Source organism: Allorhizobium ampelinum S4 (assembly GCF_000016285.1).
GTDB lineage: Bacteria > Pseudomonadota > Alphaproteobacteria > Rhizobiales > Rhizobiaceae > Allorhizobium > Allorhizobium ampelinum.
Genome location: NC_011989.1, coordinates 1,765,559 through 1,791,257, shown reverse-complemented (window position 1 = coordinate 1,791,257; position 25,699 = coordinate 1,765,559). Strand labels below are relative to the sequence as shown.

Sequence of the window (25,699 nt, the reverse complement as noted above, 5' to 3'; positions counted from 1 at the left end):
GCCGAAAGTCCAATCCATGCCTGTCCAGACGTCCACGCTCGCACACCAATCCTTGGCCACCCGTCCCTGCTCGATTGCCGAAATGGCCTCGCGCACCAATCCCACCATTCTGACCATCGCCCATCGCGGCCTGTGGAAGAGCACGGCGGAAAACTCGCTGGCCTCGATCCGGGCAGCAATTGCCCAAGGCGTGGATATGGTCGAAATCGACACCCAGTCCAGCGCCGATGGCCATCTTGTGGTTATTCACGACGCAACCCTGGATCGGACAACGACCGGCAGCGGCACGGTCAGCGAATTGCCATTCGATGTCATCCGTCAGGCAAAGTTGCGCAGCGGCGCGGGCGGCCCGGAGGCTGATATAACGGAGGAATGCGTTCCGACACTGGAGGAAATTCTTGAAGAAGCTCGCGGTCGGATTACCGTCAATATCGACACGAAGTTCACCCGTGATCTGCCGCAGGTGATGGAAACAGTGCTGCGGATGAACATTGCCGATCAAGTTCTGGTCAAGACCGACATTGATCCAGACGCAGACCATTTCGCCATTGTCGATGCCGACTGGTTTGGAAAAATCCCGCATATGCCGATGTTCCCCGTCCGTCAGGGCCGGTTTGCCGAAGACCTGCGCCACATCGAGAGCCTCAAGGCACCAATGATCGAAGTGAAATTCAAGGATCTCGCCGATATCGCCCATGCTCGCGCCGAGTTGGAGCGCCAAAACATCCGCGTCTGGATCAACACGCTCGACGTCTCTCATTGCCTCGATTTCAACGACACCCGCGCCCTTGCCGATCCGGAGGGCGTCTGGACCGTGCTGGCAGATGCAGGCGTCGGGGCGATCCAGACCGACGAAGTCGACGCATTCAAGGCTTGGCTGCACGCCAGACAGGCGTAAAATAGAACATCAGACCAAAAGTTAAGAACCGCTTTTCGGTCCGATGCTGTAATTTAAGGTTCAGTGCTATCAACTCGGTCTCTTCTCCCCATCGGGGAGAAGGTGGCGGCAGCCGGATGAGGGGGTGGCGAAGCCCCGAAATCTTTGCGTCGTGCACTGTGATTTCGGTTTTCTGTGCGATGATCCAGAAACAGAAACGCCGTGCATCCCATTCGGATGCACGGCGTTTCATTGGTAAGTAACCTTGGTCGTAAATTACTTGGCAGTCATGCCCGGCAGTGTCACGCGGAACACCTGGAACATGGTATCAACATCGGCACCACCTTCGGCCTTGTAAGCCGCGCCGACCTGATAGCCATCCTGGGTCAGGAAGTCGTTGTCATTGGCGACAAACAGGAAATAATCGTCCGGAGCGGCTGGATCGAGGGCCGATGCGACCGACATCGCCTCCCATTTTTCGGAGAGATTGTTGGCATCGTTCGGCGCGCCATTGTGCAGGCCGAAGCGGGCGAGGTCCTTGTTGTCGTTGATGTCGATGAACGGCGTCACCGCTGCCACCTTGACTGAGGCATCCACCACGCCCTTCGGGGCCACCGGCTTCGCATCATCGAATTCGCTGTTGGCAATGTCAGTGGCCGCTGACAGATCGACCAGATCAATCTTGCGATAGACCGATGTGTCGTTCTTCATGCCCTGCCCGCTATTGCTGTCACGGGCCAGCATCAGGAAGGTCTTGTCCGACAAGGCCAGGATTTCGCTCTGGGCGGCCACGGCAACCTTGCCCTTGCTGTCGAAGGTCGGCAACGGCACGACATATTCATGCACCAGCTTCAGATGATCCATATCGGCTGCATCATAAACCAGGGCGCGGGTATTCATCCGTGTGGAGCTGCTATCGCCGCCATCCTGACGGGTCGCTGTTTGCAAAAGCGCGATCAGGAACTTGCCATCCGGCGTCAGCGACATGCCTTCCAGGCCCTGATTGTTCTGGCGACCGGTATCCGGGTCCTTCGGGTCCGGCTTTTTGCCGCCTTCACCAACATTGTTGGACGAGAAGTTCAGCTCACCCTTGCGCATCGGCAGAAGGGCTTTCGGCGGCTGGGTGGCGGAAATCAATTTTCCCATTGCCGAGAAATGATAGATATAGGGGCCATATTCGTCGCTGATCATCATCGAGCCGTCCTTCAACAGGACCACGGCTTCCGGATCGAGCGAGATCTTGCCGGTGGTTGCTTGCGGCAAGGCTGGCAATGTCTTGGTCGCAGCGCGAACACCCGATTCCGGGTCCAGGCCTGTCAGGCTCTTGCCCTCGCCATCCGTCAACAGGATCGTATCGGCAAGCTTTGCGTCAAAGCCCTTCTGCTGCTTATCGGCTGGCAGAGTGGTTCCTGCCGGTGCTGGCGCCAGGGTAAAATCAATCTTGTTGATACGGGTGTTGTAATCCGTCGTGCCTTCGACATTGTAGCCACGATCCGGCAGGAGCCAAAGCGAACCGGAATAGGTCTCGCCCTGCTTTTTCCATTGGGTCAGATCGACTGCCATGCCGGAGCCGGAGCCGAAAGTTTCCTTGAACTTGTCGCGCTCGTTGGCCGGAATGCGGCCGATTGCGACAAGGCCCTTGTTGGCGATCGTCACTCCATTGGCGCTGACCGTTCCTTCCGCCAGAACGAAACCAGCCGAAGAGACCAGAACAGTTGCAGCCAGAAGCAATGCCTTGCGTGAAAATACCATGATCCCGATCCTTTGCATCAACCGGGGCAGCGCTCAGCCTTGATGGGATACGGCATATCTGTCTGCCGTATCACTGCTCCCCCATCAGGGCCATTAGAAGCTTCCCGTGACAGGATCGTGACAAGATCATACAGCAAACGGGCATTCTGACGAAAGCCTAGAGCCCCGTTTTTCCCGTTGCGACATCCACGACGGGCGGCATGGCAATCGTGCCGGAAGCCGGTTTCCATGCGGGCATGACCAATCCCCCGGAAATCAGCAGCTTGGCGCCTTCTTCCGGCGTCATATCCAGCAATTTCAGGCGGCTGCGGGGAACGAACATCAGGAAGCCAGCCGTAGGCACCGGGGTCGGCGGCATGAAGACAGCAATCATCTCCTCGCCCTCCTCGTTCAGCCGGGCAGCGATTTCGCCGGTCACTTCAGTTGCGATAAACACCATGGCCCAGGTGCCGGGAGCCGGGAACTCGATCAGCCCGACCTTCTTGAAGGAACTGGACTGTTCCTTCAGCACCGTTTCAAAAATCTGCTTCAGGCTTTTATAGAGGGTGCGGACCAGCGGCATCCGGTTGAGGATCGACTCCCCGAAATTGACGACAGATCGCCCGACGAGATTGCGCCCCAGAAAGCCGATCATGGTGATGCCGACCACCGCAATCACCAGGCCGGTGCCGGGAATGGCGATATTGAAGTAATATTCCGGATTGTAGCGCTGCGGAATATAGGGCGTGACCCAGCTATCCGCCCAATCGATGAAGGTAAAGGTCAGCCAGACGGTGATCGCCAAGGGCGCACAGATGATCATGCCGGTCAGGAAATTGGTCCTTAGCCGGCTGGCAAAAGAAATTCGTTCTGGTTTATCCGACATATGACCCGATTTTTAATGAAATGGCCTGCTTCGCCGCATAAACGCACACCGAAGCAGTATGGTCAAACTGTGCGGCACCTTGCCCGCCAAGGCAAGGTGTGCAGTGCATAAATCGATCACTCAACCGTGACGGATTTCGCCAGATTGCGCGGCTGATCGACATCCGTGCCCATGAACACCGCCGTATGATAGGCGAGCAATTGGATCGGCAGTGAAAACACCATGGGCGCGATGATTTCCGCCACATCGGGCAGAACGATAGTCGCCATGGTTTCCAGCCTGGAGGATGCCGCGCCCTTCTCATCGGTGATGAAAATGATCCTGCCGCCGCGCGCCGCCACTTCCTGCATGTTCGAGACGGTCTTTTCGAAGAACCGGTCATGCGGAGCGATGACGATAACAGGCATGTTTTCATCGATCAGCGCAATCGGGCCATGCTTCAGCTCGCCTGCGGCATAGCCCTCAGCATGAATATAGGAAATCTCCTTGAGCTTCAGCGCCCCTTCCAATGCCAGCGGATAGCTGGTGCCGCGACCGAGATAGAGCACGTCCTTGAATTTCGACAGGTCCCGCGACAGGCTTTCCATCTGCGGCTGGATCAGGTTGACCACCCGGCTCATGATGCGCGGCAGTTCGGACAGATGCCGCACCATCTCCTTTTCGTCCTGTTCACCGATCAGGCCCCGCGCCTTCCCGGCGGCAATCGCCAGCGACGCCATGACGGCGAGCTGGCAGGTGAAAGCCTTGGTGGAGGCAACGCCGATCTCCGGCCCGGCCAAAATTGGAAAGACCGCATCGGCCTCGCGGGCAATGGTCGATTCCTGCACATTGACGACCGCACCGATTTTCAGCCCCGCCTCCTTGCAATAGCGCAGCGAGGCCAGCGTATCGGCGGTTTCGCCCGATTGCGAAATGAACAGTGCGGCCTGATCCGGCAACAGCGGCATTTCCCGGTAGCGAAATTCGGATGCGACATCGATTTCGACTGGCAGGCGGGCATAGCGCTCAAACCAGTATTTACCGATCAGGCCTGCCAGATAGGCCGTCCCGCAGGCCGAAATCGCCAGACCACGCAGGCGGGCAAAATCCAGGCCGATCACATCGCTCTTCACCGTATGGGCAGCCAGATCGACATAATGCGCCAGCGCATGGGAGATCACCTCCGGCTGTTCATAGATTTCTTTCTCCATGAAATGGCGATGATTGCCCTTATCGACCAGATAGGCGCTGCCCTGCGAGACCTGCTTGATGCGCTTGACCGGCTTGCCCGCGAAATCCATGATCTGGGCACTGCGATGGCCAATCACAGCGAAATCCCCATCGACCAGATAGGTAATCTGGTTGGTGAAAGGCGACAGGGCAATGGCGTCGGAGCCCAGGAACATTTCACCCTTGCCATGGCCGATGGCCAGCGGCGGCCCGAACCGGGCGGCAAAAAGCTGGATCGGGTCATCTGCAAACATCACCACCAGTGCATAGGCGCCGGTAATCCGGTTCAGCATCGCCAGCATCGCAGCCTTATGATCCAGCCCCTGACGGCGGAAGCGGGCAAGAAGCTGGGCGACGACTTCTGTGTCGGTCTGGCTGGTGAACGTAGCGCCGTCAGCGACAAGCTCGTCGCGCAGCTCGGAGAAATTCTCGATAATTCCGTTGTGAACGACCGCTACGCCTTCGACGAAATGCGGATGGGCATTGGCTTCATTCGGCGCGCCGTGCGTGGCCCAGCGAGTATGAGCAATGCCGATCAAGCCTGGAAGCGGCTGTTGCGCAAGCTTGGTTTCCAGATTGAACAGCTTTCCCTCGGCGCGGCGGCGATTCATCACACCATGATCGAGCGTCGCAACGCCTGCCGAATCATACCCCCGATATTCCAGCCGCTTCAGGGCATCCACCAAGCGTTCCGAAACCGGCCGATCACCGACAATTCCGACAATACCGCACATGCAATTCTCCTTCTCGCGCTCACGCGAGGTCAGTCCTACCAATTCCGGAGGATTTCTCAATTCCAGGGATGGTCAATTTGGATATCGTGACGTTACGAAAATATCCGTGATCACGAACCAGATTTTTTCATGGCCACTTTTGTTTTACGCATTTCCGGACGGAAAACCGCTTCACACTTTTCCTGAAAATGCTTTGATCGCCATATTGCGCTCGCGGATGATTTTTGCCCGCTCCGGTTTGATTTCCTGGCGCGCCCGGCCAAGTGCCAAAGCGTCAGCAGGCACATCATCCGTAATCACGCTGCCAGAGGCGATAAACGCGCCATCGCCAATCGTCACCGGGGCGACAAGGGCGCTGTTGGAGCCGATAAAGGCATTCGCACCAATCCGGGTCTCATGCTTGTTCACCCCATCGTAATTGCAGGTAATCGTGCCTGCGCCAATGTTGGTTTCCGCGCCAATAAAGGCATCACCGATATAGGTGAGATGGTTGATCTTTGCACCAGCGCCAATCTCGGCCTTTTTCACCTCGCAGAAATTGCCGACCTTGGAGCCCTCGCCCAGATTGGCCCCCGGCCGCAGCCGCGCAAACGGGCCAACCGTGGCACCAGACGCCACATGCGCACCTTCCAGATGCGAAAAGGCATGGATCACTGCACCGCTTTCCACCGTCACGCCGGGGCCGAACACTACATTCGGCTCGATCAGCACGTCCTGGGCCAGCACAGTATCATAGGCCAGAAACACAGTTTCCGGGGCAATCATCGACACGCCTGACAACATCAGTTCATGACGCCGACGCTCCTGCCAGAGCTTTTCGATCACCGCCAGTTCGGCGCGATTGTTGCAGCCCGCAAGCTCGGCTTCCGGCGCATCGACAGCAACCGCCTTGCCACCCAAAGACCTGATGATTTCAACCAGATCTGTCAGGTAATATTCACCCTTGGCATTGGCATTGCCGATCCGCCCCAGAAGGTCCAGCGCCTTCGCGCCATTGATGGCCATCAGGCCACTATTGCACCAGGTCACCTTGCGCTCTTCGTCGCTGGCATCCTTTTCTTCGCGGATGGCGACCAATTCACCGTCCTCGACCAGAAGACGGCCATAACCGGTCGGCTTTTCAGTGTGAAAACCGATCACCGCAATGTCATTGCCGTCAGCCAAAGCTGCACGCGCTGCCAGCAGCGGACCGGGAGTAATCAGCGGCGCATCGCCATAGGCAACCAGAATATCGTCATAGCCTCGGGCAAGCGCCTCGCGCGCTGTCAAAACGGCATGGCCGGTGCCAAGCCGCTCGGTTTGCACGAAGGGTGTGACGGAGAGCCCTTTGATGCTGGCGGCTTTTGTCACCTTATCAGCATCACGCCCGACGACCAGCGCCACATCGGCAATATCGCTGGCGGCAATCGCCTGCATCACATGGGCAATCATCGGTAGGCCCGCCACCGGATGCAGCACCTTGGACATCGCGGATTTCATTCGCGTGCTATCGCCTGCGGCGAGAATGACGGCAAGACAGGTGCGGCTCATCAGGTATCTCCGAAAGTCGGTCATTTTGGCGTGAGCTATCATGCCGTGACCTTGATCGGCAATGAAAAAGGGCGCCCGAAGACGCCCTCTCAATCATTCCACGAGTCTGAAGATCACTTCGGCAGCTTGTCGTCCACGCCTTCGACGTAGAAGTTCATGCCGAGCAGGGTCTTGTCATCAGCCTTTTCGCCAGCCTTCAGCCAAGCCGTGCCGTCCTGCTTGTTCACAGGACCGGTGAAGGGGTGCAATTCGCCGGACTTGATCTTGGCTTCGGTGTCTTCGGCCAGCTTTTTCACATCGTCAGGCATGTTGGTGTAGGGAGCCATGGTCAGGATGCCGTCCTTCAGGCCGTCGAAGCTCTGTTCCGAGGTCCATTTGCCGTCCAGCAGGGCTTGCGTGCGCTTGATGTAATAAGCGCCCCAGGTGTCCTTGATGGCTGTTAGCTGCGAGGTTGGGCCGGCAGCGATCATGTCGGAGGCCTGGCCGAACGCCTTGATGCCGCGCTCCTGCGCGATCTGCATTGGAGCCGTGGTGTCGGTGTGCTGGGTCAGGATATCGACGCCCTGGTCCAGCAGCGCCTTGGCGGCATCGGCTTCCTTGCCGGGGTCGAACCAGGTATTGACCCAGATGACCTTCATCTTGAAATTCGGATTGACGGATTTCGCGCCAAGCTCGAACGCATTGATGCCCATCACCACTTCGGGAATCGGGAAGGAGGCGATGTAACCGGCCTCACCCTTCTTCGACAGCTTGCCAGCAATCACGCCGGAAATGTAACGGCCTTCGTAAAAGCGCGAATTGTAGGTCGCAACATTTTCAGCCGATTTGAAGCCGGTCGCATGCTCGAATTTCACTTTCGGGAATTTCTTGGCGACCTTGACGGTGGCATCCATGAAACCGAAGGAGGTGGTGAAGATCAGCTTGCAGTCTTCGCGGGCCAGACGCTCGATAGCGCGTTCAGCATCCGGGCCTTCCGGCACGTTTTCCAGGAGCGGCGTGTCGATCTTGTCGCCGAAATGCTTCTGCAATTCCTGGCGGCCCAGCTCATGAGCCTGGGTCCAACCGCCATCCGTCTTGCTGCCGACGTAAACGAAGCAGATCTTGGTCTTGTCGGCGGCGCTGGCGCTACCGGCAACGGAAAGCATCGTGGCGACGGAAGCCGCAAATACGAGTGCGAGTTTTTTCATAATTTCCCCTGATTGCATGAGAGTGAAGGTTTCATGAGAGTGAAGACGATGGGTCAGCGATCCGGAACGAAGGGCTTTCCCAGAGAAGCGGGTGTATTGATCAACGTTGTGCGCCGATTATGCGAAATCGCGATCAAAACGACAATGGTCGCAGCATAAGGAAGTGCTGATAAAAACTGCGACGGCAATCCGATGCCGAAAGCCTGTGCATGCAGCTGGCCGATGGTGACGGCCCCAAACAGATAGCCGCCCGCCAGCACGCGCCCCGGTCGCCAGGAGGCAAACACCACCAGAGCCAATGCGATCCAGCCGCGCCCGGCCGACATGTTTTCCACCCATTGCGGCGTATAGACCAGCGACAATTGCGCCCCGGCCAGACCGGAACAGGCACCGCCGAACATCACTGCCAGATAGCGGGTGCGGATAACTTTCAGCCCCAATGTATGCGCAGACGCGGGACTATCGCCCACCGCCCGCAGCATCAGCCCAGCCCGGCTTTTAAACAGGAACCAGTGGACGCCAATGACAAGGACAATCGCCAGATAAAAGATCAGATCCTGCCGAAACAGCAGAGGGCCGAGGACGGGAATATCCGACAGTACCGGAAACTCAATGGCCTGGAGCTTGACGCCGGGCTTGCCGACAAAACTCTCGCCCAACTGGCCGGAGACGCCAAGCCCCAGAATGGTCAGCGCCAAGCCGGTAGCCACCTGGTTGGTAACAAGCGTCAGCGTCAGAAATCCAAACAGCAGCGAAAATCCTGCCCCGGCGACAATGCCCGCCACCACGCCCAGCAGCGGTGATCCGGTGGAATAGGCAGTCGCAAAAGCGGCAACCGCGCCCATGACCATCATGCCTTCGACGCCGAGATTGAGCACACCGGCGCGCTCAGTGACAAGCTCGCCAAGGGCAGCGATAACCAGCGGTGTTGAGGCAGTGATAACCGTCAGAAGAATAGCTTCGAGGATCATTTCGCACCCTCTGCCACGGAGGAGCGGGTTTTGGAAAACACCAGCCTGATCCTATAATAAATCAACGTGTCGCAGGAGAGCACGAAGAACAGCAACAGCCCCTGAAACACCCGCGCCACCTTATCCGAAACGCCGATGGCCAGCTGCGCGCCCTCGCCGCCCAGATAGGTCAGCGCCAGAACCAAACCGGCAATAATGATACCGAGTGGATTGAGCCTGCCCAGAAACGCGACAATGATCGCCGTAAAGCCGTAGCCGGGCGAAATCGACGGCTGCAAATGATTGATCGACCCAGAAACCTCCGAAATCCCGGCAAGACCGGCCAGCGCCCCGGAAAACAGCATGGAAAACCACACCATGCCCCTGGAGGAAAACCCGGCAAACCGCCCTGCCCGTTCCGATTGGCCAAGCACGACGATTTCAAAGCCCTTGAGGGTATACCGCATCATCAACCAGACGCCGACAGCCGCAACCAGGGCAAAGACAAAGCCCCAATGGGCACGCCCTGAGTCTTCCCAGATGGCAGGCAGAATGCCCTCCGTGACGAATTCGCGGGTCTGGGGAAAATTGAAGCCTTGCGGGTCGCGCCATGGCCCACGCACCAGATAATCCAGAATGAACTGGGCAATATAGACCAGCATCAGGCTGGTGAGAATTTCATTGGTGTTGAATCGGGTTTTCAACAGCGCCGGGATGGCGGCGTAAAGCGCACCACCAACCATGCCCATCACCATCATCAGCGGCAAAAGCAGCGGCGATTGCCATTCGTAAAAGATCACCGGAATGATCGAACCGCAGATCGCCCCAACCGTGAACTGGCCTTCCGCGCCGATATTCCAATTGTTCGAACGATAACAGACCGACAGTCCGACCGCGATCAGGATCAGCGGTGCCGCCTTGATCGCCAGCTCATGCAGCGACCAGACCTCGGTCAGCGGCGCAATGAAGAAGCTGTAAAGCGCAAAGAACGGGTCCTTGCCCAGCGCTGCAAACATCAACCCGCCGAAAAACAGGGTCAAAGCCAGCGCCAGCAAGGGTGAGACCAGCGTAAACAGCCCGGAAGCGCGGGCGCGCTTTTCCAGTTCAATGCGCATCGGCATTCTCCAGACCATGCAAGCCGCCCATCAACAGACCGATCTTCTCGCGGTTCATCACGCCGCTTGGATAGACTTTCGACAGCCTGCCCTCCGAAATCGCCGCAATCGATGTCGAGACTTCAAAAATCTCGTCCAGATCCTGGCTGATGATCACCACCGCCGAGCCTTGCGCTGCAAGATCGATCAACGCCTGACGAATACGGCTGGCCGCACCCGCATCCACACCCCAGGTCGGCTGGTTGACGACCAGCACCGCCGGTTTGCGGTCCAGCTCACGCCCGACAATGAATTTTTGCAGGTTGCCGCCCGAAAGCGATCCGGCGGAAGGGTCCTCACCGCTCTTTCGCACATCCATCGCCTCGCAAATCTGTCGGGTGGAGGTCTTGATGGCACTGTGGCGGATCAGGCCGAACAGACCTGAGACATAACGCCCACGATCCGAGCCATGCCGCGCCAACAGCAGATTGTCCGACAGCGAAAGCCCGGTAACGGCGGCATGGCCATGGCGCTCTTCCGGCACGAACCCGGCGCCGATCAACCGACGCCGGTTGATACCGAAGCGCCCAACCGGTTGGCCGCATAGCTGGATGGCTTGATGGTCGCGCACGGTATATTCGCCCGACAGCACATCAAACAATTCGCTCTGGCCATTACCGGCCACGCCCGCCAGTCCGAGGATTTCACCGGCACGAACGTTCAGCGACACATCCTTCAGCGCCATGGAAAACGGCGTGCGTGCATCAACGCTGAGATTGCGAACAGTGAGTAGGTCCGCACCAACTGGCGCGGCGGCATCCGGCGTCACACCGATGACGTCCGCGCCTACCATCATTCGCGCCAGCGTGGACGGGGTTTCCTGACGCGGATCGCAGGTGCCTGTCACCTTACCGTGGCGTAAAACCGTGGCACGGTCGCAAATGCGCTGCACCTCTTCCAACCGGTGGCTGATATAGAGCACTGAACGCCCTTCGGCCCGCAGCTTTTCCAGCGTTTCAAACAGCTTGTCCGCCTCCTGCGGGGTCAGCACCGAGGTCGGCTCGTCGAGAATGATCAATTTCGGATTTTGCAACAATGCCCGGACGATTTCGATCCGCTGACGCTCGCCCACCGACAGATCCGCGACATGGGCCGAAGGATCGAGCGGCAAACCGTAAGACAGCGACAAGGTCCGCGCCTTCTCGGAGATTTCACCAATCGAAACCGAACGATCCAAGGACAAGGCGATGTTCTCAGCCACGGTCAGTGCTTCAAACAGCGAAAAATGCTGAAAGACCATGCCTATACCAAGCTGGCGAGCTTGCGCAGGCGAGGCAATCTCCACGGCACCCTGGTTATCCCAAAGGATCTCGCCAGCGCTCGGGGTCAGCACGCCAAACAGCATTTTGACCAGCGTCGATTTCCCCGCGCCATTTTCTCCAAGGAGGGCGTGGATTTCGCCGGGAAGAATGTCGAGATCAATGCCATCGCAGGCGGCAAATGTACCGAATCGCTTCGTCAGGCTGCGAACCGAAAGCAGCGGAGATAGCGCTACTTCTTTGCTATGCGACACTTGACCCCCTTGCTCCGCCTCGGTTGGGACGAACATCCACAACAAGGAGACGAAACGGATACCTAAACCATTTCAACACCTTCACGTCATGACCCTGCGTGAAGTATAGATTGCTGATCGTATTGATACCGGTTTTATTGCCGCTTACAACTACCGGAAAGGTTATTTTTTGGGTCTTGCCCGTTTTTAAGGCAGAGCATTGTTTTCAACTGCGGCCAAGCGACGGAAAAGCCTGGAGAATTCCACCAATCACATAGAGGTAAATGCCGCTAATAATGAAGGGGATGACCAGGAAAGACGGCGTTTGGAAATGCATCAGCAACGCCGCGCCACCCAGTCCGCACCACAGGAAGAACACCGCCAGATTAAGCGGTCGCAGCCGCTTGACCCGGACGGGATGCAGAAAGCTGATCGGCAGGAAGGTCAGCGCTACGGAAATGCCGACCACAATCATCGCGGTCGTTGCAGAGGCATCGATGACGAACAGGGTAAAAACGATCATATTCCAAACGACTGGAAAGCCGGAGAAGAAATATTCGTCGGTCTTCATGCCCATATCGGCATAGTAGATGGCGCTGGACACCACGATCATTCCGGCAGCGACGAAAGACCAAGGCTGGCCGATCATACCGCTCTGGTAAAGCGCAAAAGCGGGTAGCAGCACATAGGTCACATAGTCGATGATATTATCGAGCGTATCGCCGGACCAATTGGGCAGGACTTCCTTGACCTTGACCTTGCGGGCAATTGGCCCGTCAATGCCATCCACAGCCAGCGCCAGGCCAAGCCACCAGAACATATCGACAAAGCGATGTTCCGCCGCAGCGACGACGCCCAAAAATGCCAGGAACGAGCCGGAGGCTGTCAGAATATGCACGGAGAACGCGCGCATCTCTGCATAGGGTACGCGCTTATAGTTGAAAATCTTCATAATCCGCCGGTAAAAACCCCTTTGATCGGTTGGGGGATATTCTCCGAATCTGCCCCAAATGCAACCTTTCTTCCGGGCTTTACCCGATTTCCAGCGCCATGCCGCGACACAATGCCATTCGCTAGCGCCACGCAAGCCCATGGATTTTCAGCGTCCGACACCCTATTTTGCACATGAACCTATGCAGGGAGAAAACGATGGAAACGGTCGATGTCACGGTAATTGGCGCAGGTCTGGCTGGGTCCGTCGCGGCACTGGCACTGGCCCGACGCGGGCGCAAGGTAACGTTGGTTGCCGGGGATACCCGCCCGAAAGATCGCCGCACCGCGGCTCTGATGGATCAATCCATCCGCTTTCTTGACCGTCTCGGCCTATGGGAAGAGCTCAAATCCCAAGGCGAAGCGCTTTCGACCATGCAGATCATCGATGGCACAAAGCGACTGCTGCGCGCGCCGCCCGTCGCGTTTCGCAGTTCTGAAATCGGGCTGGCCGCCTTCGGCTATAATTTTCAAAACAGCGATCTTCTCGATGTGTTCGATGCTGCCCTGGCACGCGAATCCAACCTTACCGTTTTGCATCAACAGGCTGCGTCCATTGATTTCTCCCAGGACAATGCTCGCGTAACACTTGCCGATAACACGGTTATCGAATGCGATCTGGTGGTCGGGGCCGATGGCCGGCACTCTATGACACGCGGCGCGGCCAATGTGGCGGTGCGGACCTGGTCCTATCCGCAAACGGCTGTGGTGCTGAATTTCACCCACACCCTGCCCCACAATAATGTCTCGACCGAATTTCATACGGAAACCGGGCCGTTCACCCAGGTGCCGCTCAAAGGCAATCATTCCAGCCTGGTCTGGGTGGTCGAGCCTGAGGAAGCGGAACGGCTGACGTCCCTGCCGCTCGACGATCTCAGCGCTCTGGTCGAAGCGCGCATGCAGTCTCTGCTGGGCCAAGTCACAGTCGAGGCACCGGCCCAGGCCTGGCCGCTTTCAGGCATGAGCGCCAACCGCTACGGCAAGGGCCGGGCTGTCTTCATAGGCGAGGCAGCGCACGCTTTCCCGCCCATCGGCGCGCAAGGCCTCAATCTCAGCCTGCGCGACATCATGGCGCTGGAGGATTTGGTCGGGCATGAGCCGCAAAAACCGCTCGGCTCGACGCTGGGCGACCGTTTCGATCGCCACCGCAAGGTGGATGTCTGGAGCCGCACCGCCAGCGTCGATCTTTTAAACCGCTCGCTGCTGTCGTCCTTCCTGCCGGTGCAAATGGTGCGCGCCGCAGGAATTCATCTTCTCTCAAACCTGTCGCCTCTGCGCCATTTTGCCATGCGCGAAGGCGTCGCACCGGGCTGTGGCTTCGGCGCGTTTCCGCAGATGATCCGCGACAAGATCAAATCGCGATTCTGAGATCAGGCGTGATGGACAGAAAACTTATCCGATCCGTGACAGGATCGGAAAGCTTTGCTGGAACCAGATCGCCAGATCGGACACAAAACCAAAGATGAAGGCAAGCCCGGTTACGACCAGAAGCAGCCCCATGAGCTTTTCCACCAGACCGAGATGGCGGCGAAACCGGGTGAGAAACCGCATGAAAGCCCCTGAAAAGCCAGCGGCGATCCAGAACGGAATGGCAAGCCCCAGCGAATAGACCGCCAGCAACACTGCCCCCTGTCCGACCGTGTCACGGGCTGCGGCGACCGCGAGAATAGCACCCAGCACAGGGCCGATGCAGGGCGTCCAGCCAAAGGCAAAGGCTAGCCCCATCACATAGGCCCCTGTCAGGGTCGCGGGCTTGCCGCCACCTGCAAAGCGCATTTCGCGCGCCAAAAGCCCGATGCGAAACAGGCCTAGAAAATTCAGCCCCATAACGATGATGATCAAGCCGCCAATCTTCGACAGGAGATCAAGATGCTGACGCAACATCATACCGATGGAGGACGCGCCCGCCCCGAGCGCCACGAAGACCGTTGCAAAGCCCAGGGTGAAACACAGGGCCGAAAAAATCACCGCCGAGCGCGCCCGCCGGTCAACCGCTACCGCTTCACCGCGAAACTGCTCGACGCTGACGCCCGCCATATAGCAGAGGTAAGGCGGCACCAGCGGCAAAACACAGGGCGAGAGAAAGGACAGGGTCCCGGCCACAAGCGCTGTCAGAAATGGAATTTCAGCAATCGTCACAATGTCCTCACCGCCCGGTATCTATTTTAATCGGTGTGGTAGCCCCGATGGCAATGACGTGCCAATCACCTTTTTGCCAAAGCCATAAAAACCTCTGGTGAAAATGTGAAAAAAGCTGTTTTTTTGGGTTGACCGAAAACACCACCCTGCATATGGTCCGCGCACTTCCAGAGGGGCATTTGCTCCGCTTCGGGAGCGCGTAGCTCAGCCGGTAGAGCAACTGACTTTTAATCAGTAGGTCCAGGGTTCGAATCCCTGCGCGCTCACCACTTTCCTAGAAGATCCCACCACATCATCTTGGCCCCCTAAGAGGTTAAAACTCGCCTGCAACCTCACGGCGTCTGAGGTCAAGTTCTTCGCTGTAGCGGCGAAGCGTGTGGCTTTCGGTCAGCAAGCCGATGGGACGGTTCTGCACACGATCATTCATGACGGCCAGTGCTTCGCTCTGAGTCGAATCAAAGATGGCGGCGGCCTGCTTGACGTTCATGGTCGGCAAAAGCACATCCTTGGTATAGCGCAGATAGGTTTCCAGGCTGCGGCTCTCATCCTCGCGGTCCATTGGATCGGCATAGATTTCCGGCAAAAGCACGATACCGGCATAGCGTCCGTCGTCATTGACCATGATGACCCGCTGGGTCGAGCCCAATGGAAATTGCTTGCAGAATTCCTCAAGCCCCATGGAGAGCTTGGCGGTGCGGACATCGGCGCGCATCATCTTGGCCACCGTCAGGTCTCGTATCCAGCCGACATCCTGGGCGCTGCGAATGGTTTCTCCGCGCAGGTGAAAACGCCAGGTGGCGAAGGAATAGCCGAACGACACCCGCACAACCAGCGACGTCGTGATGACTGAAGCAAGCACCAGCGCGGTGATCGGAAAGTCGCCGGTCAATTCCAGAGCCAGGAAGGTCATGGTCAGCGGTCCACCAATGACAGCGGCGGCAAAGGCGCTCATGCCAACCACGGCATAAATCACCGGCGTCAGCGTCAGAACTGGAAACAGCATGGCACCAAAGGCAAAGATCTTGCCAAGCAGCGCGCCCATGAACAGCGAGGCGAAAAACAGGCCGCCACGAAAGCCGGAGCCGATGGAGATGGCACTGGCAATGGATTTCAGCACGAACAGCAGAACCAGCGCATAAAGGCTGCTCTGGGTATTGAGGTTGATATGCAGCGCGCCGTGGCCACCGGCCAGAACCTGTGGGGAAACCAGCGCCAGAAGGCCGATAATGATTCCGCCGATCATCGGCCTGAAGGGCTGCGAGATGAAGCTTTTGCGCGCGGTTTCCTCGATGAAGGAGACGGCCTGCATGAGCACGATGCCAACGCCTGCGCAGACGATGCCGAGCATGACGGCGGGCAGGTAGTCGATTGGGGTAATATTGCCGACCGCACCGATATCGATGGACAGCCCCTGCCCGCCGATCTGGCTGGTAACGATCTTGGCGACCAGCGCCGAGACAATCACTGGTGCCAGAGTAACAACGGTATAGGAGCCAATGATCAGTTCAACCGCATAGAAGGCACCGGTCAGCGGCGCATCGAAGGCCGCAGCAATCGCACCGGCGGCCCCGCAGCCGACCAGCAGCCGTAAGTCACCGCGCCGCAGCTTCAGCTTGACGCCGAGCTTGGAGGCAAAGCCGGAGGCGATCTGGGTGTAACCGGCCTCCAGCCCGACCGAGGCCCCGAAGCCGTTCGAAATTATATTCTGCACGCAAACGATGATGCTGTCGGTCAGCGACAGCCGTCCGCCATGCAATGCGTTGGCCTCGATGGGGTCCACCATCGGTTTTTTACGGGTTTTGGACAGAATGAACACAATGACGCCGAGAATGATGCCGCCGATAATGGGGCCACCCAGGACGATGGGTCCGGTGATGCCGCTGCCACTCAACGTGCCCTCAACGCCGAAGATTAGAAAATGCAGGCTGGCGCTTAAGAAACTGACCAGCGACACCAACAAACCCGCGAGTATGCCGATAATGGCGGCCAGCACCACCAGACCCAATTCGCCCCGCCGCAGCAGCGCCTGAAGCCGGGAGGCTTTCAGATTGTTGAGAAAGCTGGCCGTGCTGGGAGATTGAAAGGGCTTGTTCAACATCGTCTATCCTGGCCCGCGCCACGTTTTCAAGAAATCAGGCCGGCAGCGTGAGCTCAAATTGCATCTGGTCATACGCCGGCTCGACATGATCAGGCGTTTCGCGCAGGACGGTCTCGTAATCGAGTGGAATATGCATATGGGTCAATATCGCCCGCTTTGGGGCAAGCCTGTCGATCCAGGCCAGCGATTGCGACAGGGACAAATGGCTCGGATGCTCTCTATATTGCAGGGCATCGATAACCAGCACATCCAGCCCAGCCAGACGCGGCACGGTTTTTTCCGGAAAATCGCTGACATCGCTGCAATAGGCGACATCACCGATGCGAAAGCCGAGTGAAATAATGTCGCCATGCTGCTGTTCCAGCGGCATGAGCGCAATGCGCCCGCCTGCGCCATCAATCTCAATCAGACTGTCCATGTCCTCGATGATATGGGGACGCACGATGGGTGGATAATTGCTACCATCAGGGGTCTTCAGGCAGTAACCGAACCCCGTCTCTATCCGGCGCATGGTCTCCGGCTCGGCATAGATCGGAATGCGTCCGCGCTGCATCAAGGAATAGCCGCGCAGGTCGTCGATGCCATGCAAGTGGTCGGCATGGGCGTGGCTATAGACGACGGCGTCCAGGGATTGGACACCCGCACGGATCATCTGCTCACGAAAATCCGGGCCAGTATCGACTAGAACCACGGTCTTGCCGCCATCCGGGCTGATCTGCTCGATCAGGAAAGACGCGCGTGTGCGCCTGTTTTTCGGGTTTAACGGATCGCAATCTCCCCAGTCACCATTGATCCGCGGCACGCCCGGCGAGGATGAACATCCCAGAATGGTGAAGCGGCGGAGATAGGTCATCGGTCACTCAAAGCCTTGGCATTTTCGAAAACAGTCTCAATGCATTATCCGTGGTGATCGCGGCGATTTCGGCGTAGCTGACACCTTTGACCTCGGCCAGCACCTCTGCCGTATTGACGACATAGGAGGGCTCGTTGCGTTTTCCACGCCAGCGTTTCGGCGCAAGGTAAGGCGCGTCGGTTTCCACCAAAAGGCGATCCATTGGAATTTCCTTGGCGATATCGCGCAGCTCCTGCGATTTCGGAAAGGTCAGAATGCCAGAAAAGGAAATATAGCCGCCCAGCTCGACCCCGGTTTTAGCCAAAGCCTCGCCCGCCGAAAAGCAATGCAGAATGAAGGGAAACACACCCTTGGCCGTCTCATCGCGCAGGATCTGCGCCATGTCGTCATCGGCACTGCGGCTATGGATTACCAGCGGCAATTGTGTGCGGCGCGATGCCTCGATATGGCGCAGGAAACCGGTTTTCTGGTCCTCAGGCGTCTGGGTGTCGTAGAAGTAGTCCAGGCCGCATTCGCCGATGGCAACGATTTTCTCATGCGTCTCGGCCAGCCGCACCAGATCGTCCGCAGCGATCTCCAGCTCTTCATTGGCGTTGTTGGGATGGGTGCCGACCGAGCAGAATACCGAAGGGTAGCGCTCGGTCAGCGCCAACAGGGCCGGAAGCTTGGCAACGCGGGTGGAGATCGTCACCATCTGCTTGACGCCTGCGTCATGGGCGCGCTTCACCAGCGCGTCGCGCTCTTCCTCGAAATCGGCGAAATCCAGATGGCAATGGGTATCGATCAACATCACTCAGGCCCTGTCCGCTGCTTTGTCCGCTGCTTTGTCTGCATCTGGGGCAACGTAGCGCGGAAAGACCGGTGACACGGCAGGAAGCTCCGTGCCGGGCGTCAGGCGACCCGCCTTGCCCAGTTTGGCGAACACCCGATCATCCGGCGCGATTGCCACGAGATCAAGCAGCTTCGCCGCACTGTCGGGCATGATCGGCTGGAACAGGATGGCGATCTGCCGCACCACTTCCGCCGTCACATACAGCACGGTTTCCATGCGCGGCACATCCGTCTTGCGCAACACCCAAGGGGCCTGGGCGGCAAAATAGCGGTCGGCTTCGTTGACGATGTTCATGATCGCGCCCACCGCCTTGTGGATCTGCTGGCGAGACATTTCCTCACGGCAAATGGCAATCGCTTCATCCGCCGTGGCGAGAATAGCCTCGTCAGCCTCGGTCAGAGGGCCGGGCTGCGGCACCTTGCCGTCAAGATTCTTGGCGATCATCGACAGCGAACGGCTGGCGAGATTGCCGATGCCGTTGGCGAGATCGGCATTGATACGCGGAGCAATAAGCTCAGCATTACAGTTGCCGTCCTGCCCAAAAGAAATTTCGCGGCACAGGAAATAACGGACGTTATCAAGACCGAACTGCTGCAACAGGTCAAAGGGGTCAACCACATTCCCGAGCGATTTTGACATCTTCTCGCCCTTGTTCAGAACGAATCCATGGGCAAAAATTCGCTTAGGCAACGCAACACCCGCCGACAGCAGGAAAGCTGGCCAATAGACGGCGTGGAATCGAATGATATCCTTACCGATGATATGGGCGTCTGCCGGCCAGTATTTGGCGCGCGGCCCATTTTCATCGGTCAGATAGCCGGTGGCGGTGATGTAATTGGTCAGCGCATCAACCCAGACATACATCACATGCTTGTCATCGCCGGGCACCTTGATACCCCAATCGAAGGTGGTGCGCGACATCGACAGGTCCTTGAGACCGGACTTAACGAAGGACAGCACCTCGTTGCGGCGCTCATTGGGGCCAATGAAATCCGGCTGATCCTCGTAGAGCTTCAGCAGCTTGTCTTCATAGGCTGAAAGTCGGAAGAAATAGCTCTCCTCCTCCACCCATTCCACCGGCGTGCCTTGCGGCCCATAGCGAACGCCATCGGCGCGCATTTCGGTTTCGTCTTCGGCGTAATAGGCCTCGTCGCGCACCGAATACCAGCCCGCATAGCTGTCCTTGTAGATATCGCCGTTTTTCTCCATCCGCTTCCAGATTTCCTGGCTGGCGGCGTGGTGGCGGGCTTCCGTGGTGCGGATGAAATCGTCGTTGGAGGCATTGAGCAGCTTGCCCATGGCGCGGAATTCGTCAGAATTGCGCTTCGCCAGTTCCTCTGGCGCAATGCCTTCGTTGCGGGCGGTCTGCTGCATTTTCTGGCCATGTTCGTCGGTGCCGGTCAGGAAGAACACATCCTTGCCATCCAGCCGCTGGAAGCGCGCCATCGCATCCGTGGCGATCAGCTCATAGGCATGGCCGATATGCGGCTTGCCGTTCGGGTAGGAAATGGCGGTGGTGATGTAGAACGTATCTTTCATGGGTCGGCCCTTGCAAGTCCGCTTTATCGATCAGGAATGTCCGCCGCTCTTAGCGCATGTCGCCGCGTTGCGAAACAACAAGTTTCTCGACCACGCGCTTTGATAGGGTCTCGCACCTTGACCGCTGCACCCGGCTTTCGCTAGATCGGCCATGTCCGAATCCGAGGAGGTGCCGTTCTGACCGGTTTTTCGTTTGACCCCCTGGTGTCGCTGTCGGGCTTTGTCGTCGGGTGTCTGGTTGGCATTACCGGCGTCGGCGGCGCGTCGCTGATGACACCGCTGATGGTGCTGTTGTTCGGCGTTCATCCGGCAACCGCCGTAGGGACTGATCTGCTCTATGCCGCCGTGACCAAGATGGCGGGTGCCGCTGTGCATCATCGCCACGGCCATATCCGCTGGCGGCTGGTCGGCCTGCTGGCGTTGGGAAGCGTTCCCGCGACGGGCCTGACCCTGTGGCTGATGAGCGGCGTTGACCGCAAGAGCGCCCATTCCGTTGATCTACTGACAACCAGCCTCGGCATCATGCTGATGATGACAGCGATGATCCTGCTGTTTCGGGATCTGCTGGTGCGATATGAAATGAACTGGCTCAAGTCCCACCGCAGCCCAAGCCCACGCACCATTGCAATCGGCACCTTCGTTCTTGGCCTGGTTCTGGGTGCCGTCGTCACGCTGACATCGGTCGGTGCTGGGGCCATCGGCGTGACCGTGCTGCTGTTTCTCTATCCCCGCTCCACCATCAACGACATTGTCGGCTCAGATATTGCCCATGCCATTCCGCTGACGCTGATCGGCGGTATCGGCTATTGGGTGATCGGCGATGTCAACTGGGTGCTGCTGGGCTCACTGCTGATCGGCTCCATCCCCGGTATCGTGTTGGGCAGCTATGCCGCACCACGCCTGCCGGAAAAGGCAGTGAGAATTATCCTCGCCCTCATTCTGGTGATCGTCGCGGCGAAATTGATCTCGTTGTAGGAACCGCTTATACAGCCGCGACCTCGCCAAGAATTTCCAGCAGCGTCTGCTTACGGTCGAGGTTATAGGCCCCGGCCACACCAAGCTTTTCAATGATGGCGCTGGAAAGCCGCGATAGCCGCTCGGCCCGGGCAAGATCACCCGCCATCGCCACCTGCCGCGCATTGTCCATCAGGAATTCGGACAGGTGCTCGATAAAGAAGTGGTAGATAACGTCGCTGTCCTTGGCTGACAGCGCATCAGCCAGCTTGTGCATCTGCTTTCGCGCCGCCGGGCCTTCACTGGCAAGGATAGCATTGAAGGCAGCAATGATTTCCATGCCGCCATAGTTGATCAGTTTCAACGCCTGCGACACGCTGCCCTTGGAGAGATCAGAAAGCGCCGCCATCTGCTCCACAGGTGGCGAGACCCCCAGATGCGCCAGCGCGCTGGCCAGATCGTCCACGCCAAGCGTTTGTAATTTCAGCGGCATGCAGCGTGAGCGAATGGTGGGCAAAAGCTTGCCGGGCGCATGGGACAGGACCAGAAACAGCGACCGTTTCGGCGGCTCTTCCAGCACTTTCAAAATGGCATTGGCCGCATTGCGGTTCATGTCGTCGGCAGGATCGAGGATGACGATCCGCCAATTGCCACCACCTGAGGTCTGGGAAAAGAAATGACCAGCCTTGCGGATTTCCTCCACGGTAATCGAGGATTTTACCCTGCCGGTCTTTTCATCCACCGGTCGGGCAATATGCAGGAGGTTATGCGAGGCCCCGGACGCAATCTGCCGCCCAACCAGCGAATTGGGGTCCGGGTCGGCGATGACAAAGGGCGCACTGGCGGGGTCGGGATGCGATAGAACATGATGAGCGAAACGGAAGGCCAGCGTTGCCTTGCCGATCCCCTCCGGCCCTTCTATCAAGATCGCATGATGAAGCTTGCCGGATTGGTAGGAACTGGCCAAAAACTGTTCCGCAGCGCCATGGCCAAACATCCTGTCATTGGCAAAAGGCGCAATGGCACCATCGAGAAGACCGGGCTTTTCCATTCTAGCGCCTTCCGACATTGTGAGGCAGGAGCGGTTTCACCGCTGCAAAAATCTCCTCGGCGATCTGCTCGATCCCGGCGCGCGCATCCACCACTCTGCAACGCGCAGGCTCGGCCCGCGCAATGGCCAGAAAAGCCTCGCGGCGGCGTTCGTGAATGGCGATTTCCTCTTTCTCGAAACGGTCCGGCGCATCTTCTCCCAAAGCCCCGGCCCGGTTTTTGGCCCGCGCCAGTCCAATATTGGCTGGCAGATCGAGGATGATCGTCAGGTCCGGCACCACGCCATCAACGGCAATGGCTTGCAGTCGCTCGATGAAGGCTGAAGAGAGATTGCCGGTCGCGCCCTGATAGACCCGTGAGGAATCCATGAACCGGTCACAAAGGACCATATCGCCCCGCAGTAGCGCTGGGCGCAAACGCGCCTCGACATGGTCATTGCGGGCGGCGGCAAACAGGATGGCTTCCATTTCCACCCCGAACGGCTCGGCGGCACCCGACAGCAGCACATGTCGCAAGGCCTCGGCGCAGGGTGAGCCACCAGGTTCACGGCTGGTGACAACGGCAAAGCCGAGCGCCTCCAGCGCATTCGCCAAAAGCCTGATCTGGGTGGACTTGCCCGCCCCCTCGCCGCCTTCGAATGTTACAAATAATCCGCTGCCAACCGACACTGATCCGCTTTCTTTCCTGTTTAGAGTGTTTCCGGACGGGAAACCGGTTCCCACGTTTCGGTCCGACGCTCTAGAGTCTGTCAGGTTCAGATTGAACCAGACAGACTCTAGCTACTCTTGTTTTCGTTTGTATTTTCGGGAAAATCGGTTTCCACTTTCCCCTGACAAACTCTAGAACCGCTGTGTAACGCAAGCTTGCGCCCTGGGAAACCTCTGTCGGATCAAACCCAGGAAAACAGCAGTTCCACCAGTGCGTCACGGGTGCGTTTGACCAGCGAGCCCAGCGTTGACGGCGATCCGGCCTGAAGCGGCATGTCACGCAGCAGCTTGTCGCCGAGCATGACCTTCAAATGCCCGACCTGCTGGCCCTGCGCCACGCCGGGGCGCAGCGGCCAGGGATAGATCACCTTGGCTTCCAACTTATCGCTGGCGCCAACCGGCAGATAGACATCAACCGGCTGCGGCGACACCAGCGGCACCTGTGCCGGTTCCCCGCCATAAACGCTGGCCTCACCGATCACTTGTCCCGCTTCGAACAGGCGGCGTTTTTCAAAGGCGGAAAAGCCCCAGGCCAGTGCCTTTGCCGCATCCTCCTGCCGGGATTTGTCGCTTTCGCTGCCCGCCAGGCCCAGATAGAGCCGCACGCCATTCTGCTGCGCGGAGGCGACGATGGAATAACCTTCCCCGTCGGCAAACCCTGCCGCCAGGCCATCCACGCCGGGCGATTGGCCAAGAAGCCGATTGCGATTGCGCTGGAAGATCTTGTTCCATTCGAAATCCGGCTGGGCGTAAAGCGCATAGAAATCCGGGTAATTGGATTTCAGCGCCTGCGCCAGCGTGATCATGTCGCGCAAGCTTACTTTATTGCCGGGATCGGGAAGACCGGTGGCATTAGCGAAATGGCTGTCCTTCAGGCCAAGCGCTGCTGCCCGCTCATTCATAAGCTTGACGAAACCCTGCTCCGATCCAGCCATGCCCTCGGCAAGGATAAGACATGCATCATTGGCCATCTGCACCATGACGCCCTTCAGCAGCGCCTCCACCGGCACGCGCGAGCGCACGGCAGCAAACATCGTCGCCGTGCGCGACGGCGCGCCACCGGTGCGCCAGGCGAATTCGGAAACGGGAAAGTCCTGGGACAGCGTCAGGCGACCGGATTTCAGCGCATCGAGCACCACTTCCGCGACCATCATCTTGGACAGGGACGCAGAGGTGAACGGTTGATCGCTGTTCTTTTCAAACAGCACGCTGCCGGTTTCAGCCTCGATCAGCAGGACCTGCTTGGCCTCGGTGGCGTAAACGGCGGGCGTTGCCGCGTCGGTCGCCGCTGCTTGTGCAAAGGCGCTGGTCTGGAGGCTTGCTCCGTAGAAAAGTGCTGCAAGCAGCACAACAATCTTTCTATCGTATGATCCAGCATACGCCCAAAAGCGCTTTGTGACCGGCAAGCCGATATGCATCGCCATCCTTCACCAATAATAGGATGCCGGAGAGCGAGAATCGCGACCGGCATCTATAATGGATAGGTTTTATGGAGGAAGGCGTCTACCCTTGAAAGCGACTAGAGCAAGGCTCGAACAAGCCTCACCAGCGCCAGTTGGGATCAACCTTCATTGGGATTGGAATAGGCATTGGCTGTTACCGGAGCCGGGCCAACATGCCAGCCGGGCGGCAGGCCGCCATTGGACGGTGCAGCCACGGGCTTTTGACGGGTTGCGGTAGCCCGAACCGGCTGCGGTGCGACCACAGGCGCCATCTCCCGGCGAGCAACGCCGGTGCTGGCAGCATTGCGCGGCTGCGGCATCGGCTCAGCGGAGGCAATGGCCGGAGCCTGCCATTCGCGGGTCGGCTCAATGCGGGTCGGTTCTGGCCGCGATACGGCGACCGGCTGACGCTGAACCGGGCGCGGCGCATTCGCACTGGCGGAAACCGGATAGGAGTTGCTGCCGTAAGCCGAGGCTGACGCCGGCGCAATAACCGGTTTTGCCGTTTTCGGCTGCGGTGCAGACGCGCTGGCCGGGCCTGCGAAACGGCCGAAGAAATTCTGCTGCGGCGCATTCGACGCCACCATCACACCACTGGCGATCTGGCCACCACCGAAGGGATCGACGCCGGGAACACGCTGACCCTTGCGGACATAAGATGCCATCAGATAGGGCATGTCGTGGCCGGTCATATCGGCTGGGCCGACATATTTGACCTTCACATTAGCTGTGCCGTGGCCCTTGACGTCAAGAAGTTCGGCTGCCTTGTCGGAGAGATCGATCAGGCGATTGGCGTGGAACGGGCCACGATCGTTGACGCGAACAATGACCGAACTGCCGGTATCGAGATTGGTAACACGGGCGTAGCTGGGGAGCGGCATGGTCGGATGGGCAGCAGAGATGCCGTATTGGTCATAGACTTCGCCATTGGCCGTGTAGCGCCCATGGAAAGCCGAGCCATACCATGAGGCAAGCCCGGATGCTTCGTAATTGGGGTTCTCGCGTGGCTTATAGACCTTGCCTGCCACCACGTAGGGGTTCCCGACCAGACGGCGACCGCCGCCTTTCGGCACAGGGCCGTTTTCCACCACACGGGGGCTGGCCTTCACGCCATAGGCGGATTCGGCAAAATATTCCTTGCTGCGTTTCTTGGTCGTGCTGACCTTGCTCACATCATGGTTGGCGCCGCAGGACGTCACCGCCACGCCCGCCAGAACAACCCATGCCATCCGCAAACATCCGGAAACTGAACGCCGCTGCAAAACCATTTTTACCGTCATCGCACCGACACACCAATCAGGACCGCGACGCGGCCATTGCAAAGAATAAATGTCAAATTTTAGTC

Annotated in this window: 21 protein-coding genes and 1 tRNA gene; 4 read left to right on the top strand and 18 right to left on the bottom strand. The window is 58.4% G+C overall.

The annotated features are described in order from the left end of the window. Positions 1–16 precede the first annotated feature (16 nt). Positions 17–898, top strand: a complete 882-nt coding sequence (locus tag AVI_RS08505; protein WP_041696558.1) for a glycerophosphodiester phosphodiesterase family protein — start codon at positions 17–19, stop codon at positions 896–898. Positions 899–1,153: 255 nt separating this feature from the next. On the opposite strand, the gene AVI_RS08500 is transcribed toward AVI_RS08505, so the two are convergent. From AVI_RS08500 to pcsA, 9 genes are all read right to left on the bottom strand, one after another. Then, positions 1,154–2,629: an esterase-like activity of phytase family protein gene (locus AVI_RS08500; RefSeq protein ID WP_015915976.1), complete on the bottom strand. Its 1,476-nt coding sequence runs from the start codon at positions 2,627–2,629 to the stop codon at positions 1,154–1,156. Between the two features lie 157 nt (positions 2,630–2,786). Next, a complete protein-coding gene (locus AVI_RS08495) occupies positions 2,787–3,494 on the bottom strand; it encodes a DUF502 domain-containing protein (protein ID WP_015915975.1) in 708 nt (235 codons plus the stop codon). A 116-nt stretch (positions 3,495–3,610) separates the two neighbouring features. Continuing rightward, complete coding sequence (gene glmS, locus AVI_RS08490; RefSeq protein WP_015915974.1) at positions 3,611–5,437, bottom strand: glutamine--fructose-6-phosphate transaminase (isomerizing); 1,827 nt, start codon at positions 5,435–5,437, stop codon at positions 3,611–3,613. Positions 5,438–5,608: 171 nt separating this feature from the next. Next, positions 5,609–6,967, bottom strand: a complete 1,359-nt coding sequence (gene glmU / locus AVI_RS08485) for a bifunctional UDP-N-acetylglucosamine diphosphorylase/glucosamine-1-phosphate N-acetyltransferase GlmU (RefSeq protein ID WP_015915973.1) — start codon at positions 6,965–6,967, stop codon at positions 5,609–5,611. A gap of 113 nt (positions 6,968–7,080) precedes the next feature. Further along, positions 7,081–8,154 (bottom strand): BMP family ABC transporter substrate-binding protein, encoded by a 1,074-nt coding sequence (locus AVI_RS08480; RefSeq protein WP_015915972.1) that lies wholly within the window; start codon positions 8,152–8,154, stop codon positions 7,081–7,083. 53 nt (positions 8,155–8,207) lie between these two features. Continuing rightward, positions 8,208–9,125 carry an ABC transporter permease gene (locus AVI_RS08475; RefSeq protein WP_015915971.1) on the bottom strand — a complete coding sequence of 306 codons (918 nt, stop codon included), beginning with the start codon at positions 9,123–9,125 and terminating at the stop codon, positions 8,208–8,210. Continuing rightward, positions 9,122–10,219, bottom strand: coding sequence for an ABC transporter permease (locus AVI_RS08470; RefSeq protein WP_041696556.1), 1,098 nt, complete (start codon positions 10,217–10,219; stop codon positions 9,122–9,124). Before AVI_RS08470 ends, AVI_RS08475 begins: the two co-directional genes overlap by 4 nt. Then, positions 10,209–11,807 carry an ABC transporter ATP-binding protein gene (locus tag AVI_RS08465; RefSeq protein ID WP_015915969.1) on the bottom strand — a complete coding sequence of 533 codons (1,599 nt, stop codon included), beginning with the start codon at positions 11,805–11,807 and terminating at the stop codon, positions 10,209–10,211. Before AVI_RS08465 ends, AVI_RS08470 begins: the two co-directional genes overlap by 11 nt. 169 nt (positions 11,808–11,976) lie before the next feature. Further along, positions 11,977–12,702: a phosphatidylcholine synthase gene (pcsA, locus tag AVI_RS08460; RefSeq protein WP_015915968.1), complete on the bottom strand. Its 726-nt coding sequence runs from the start codon at positions 12,700–12,702 to the stop codon at positions 11,977–11,979. 197 nt (positions 12,703–12,899) lie between these two features. Here pcsA and AVI_RS08455 point away from each other — a divergent pair, with 197 nt between their 5' ends. Next, a complete protein-coding gene (locus tag AVI_RS08455) occupies positions 12,900–14,108 on the top strand; it encodes a UbiH/UbiF family hydroxylase (RefSeq protein WP_015915967.1) in 1,209 nt (402 codons plus the stop codon). A 24-nt stretch (positions 14,109–14,132) separates the two neighbouring features. Here AVI_RS08455 and AVI_RS08450 read toward each other — a convergent pair whose 3' ends face one another. Further along, entirely contained in the window at positions 14,133–14,879 is a 747-nt protein-coding gene (locus tag AVI_RS08450) for a cytochrome c biogenesis CcdA family protein (protein WP_015915966.1), read from the bottom strand. Between the two features lie 193 nt (positions 14,880–15,072). On the opposite strand from AVI_RS08450, the gene AVI_RS08445 reads away from it, so the two are divergent. Beyond that, positions 15,073–15,148 (top strand) — tRNA-Lys (locus tag AVI_RS08445). Between the two features lie 44 nt (positions 15,149–15,192). Here the strand turns inward: AVI_RS08445 and AVI_RS08440 are convergent. The 4 genes from AVI_RS08440 to metG are packed head-to-tail and all read right to left on the bottom strand — an operon-like array spanning position 15,193 to position 20,201. Then, a complete protein-coding gene (locus AVI_RS08440) occupies positions 15,193–16,977 on the bottom strand; it encodes a chloride channel protein (protein WP_015915965.1) in 1,785 nt (594 codons plus the stop codon). Between the two features lie 34 nt (positions 16,978–17,011). Beyond that, the gene (locus tag AVI_RS08435) at positions 17,012–17,830 is read right to left on the bottom strand and encodes an MBL fold metallo-hydrolase (protein ID WP_015915964.1); all 819 of its coding nucleotides are present in this window, start codon (positions 17,828–17,830) and stop codon (positions 17,012–17,014) included. Positions 17,831–17,837: 7 nt separating this feature from the next. Further along, complete coding sequence (locus tag AVI_RS08430) at positions 17,838–18,620, bottom strand: TatD family hydrolase (protein WP_041697940.1); 783 nt, start codon at positions 18,618–18,620, stop codon at positions 17,838–17,840. A 3-nt stretch (positions 18,621–18,623) separates the two neighbouring features. Then, positions 18,624–20,201 carry a methionine--tRNA ligase gene (gene metG, locus AVI_RS08425; RefSeq protein ID WP_015915962.1) on the bottom strand — a complete coding sequence of 526 codons (1,578 nt, stop codon included), beginning with the start codon at positions 20,199–20,201 and terminating at the stop codon, positions 18,624–18,626. 204 nt (positions 20,202–20,405) lie between these two features. Here metG and AVI_RS08420 point away from each other — a divergent pair, with 204 nt between their 5' ends. Further along, entirely contained in the window at positions 20,406–21,176 is a 771-nt protein-coding gene (locus tag AVI_RS08420) for a sulfite exporter TauE/SafE family protein (protein WP_015915961.1), read from the top strand. A 7-nt stretch (positions 21,177–21,183) separates the two neighbouring features. Here AVI_RS08420 and AVI_RS08415 read toward each other — a convergent pair whose 3' ends face one another. From AVI_RS08415 to AVI_RS08400, 4 genes are all read right to left on the bottom strand, one after another. Continuing rightward, positions 21,184–22,206 (bottom strand): DNA polymerase III subunit delta', encoded by a 1,023-nt coding sequence (locus AVI_RS08415; protein WP_409065473.1) that lies wholly within the window; start codon positions 22,204–22,206, stop codon positions 21,184–21,186. 1 nt (position 22,207) lies between these two features. Then, complete coding sequence (tmk, locus tag AVI_RS08410; RefSeq protein WP_015915959.1) at positions 22,208–22,873, bottom strand: dTMP kinase; 666 nt, start codon at positions 22,871–22,873, stop codon at positions 22,208–22,210. A 221-nt stretch (positions 22,874–23,094) separates the two neighbouring features. After that, complete coding sequence (locus tag AVI_RS08405) at positions 23,095–24,261, bottom strand: D-alanyl-D-alanine carboxypeptidase family protein (RefSeq protein ID WP_244427786.1); 1,167 nt, start codon at positions 24,259–24,261, stop codon at positions 23,095–23,097. Between the two features lie 212 nt (positions 24,262–24,473). After that, positions 24,474–25,583: a septal ring lytic transglycosylase RlpA family protein gene (locus AVI_RS08400; RefSeq protein WP_049777169.1), complete on the bottom strand. Its 1,110-nt coding sequence runs from the start codon at positions 25,581–25,583 to the stop codon at positions 24,474–24,476. Between the last annotated feature and the right edge of the window lie 116 nt (positions 25,584–25,699).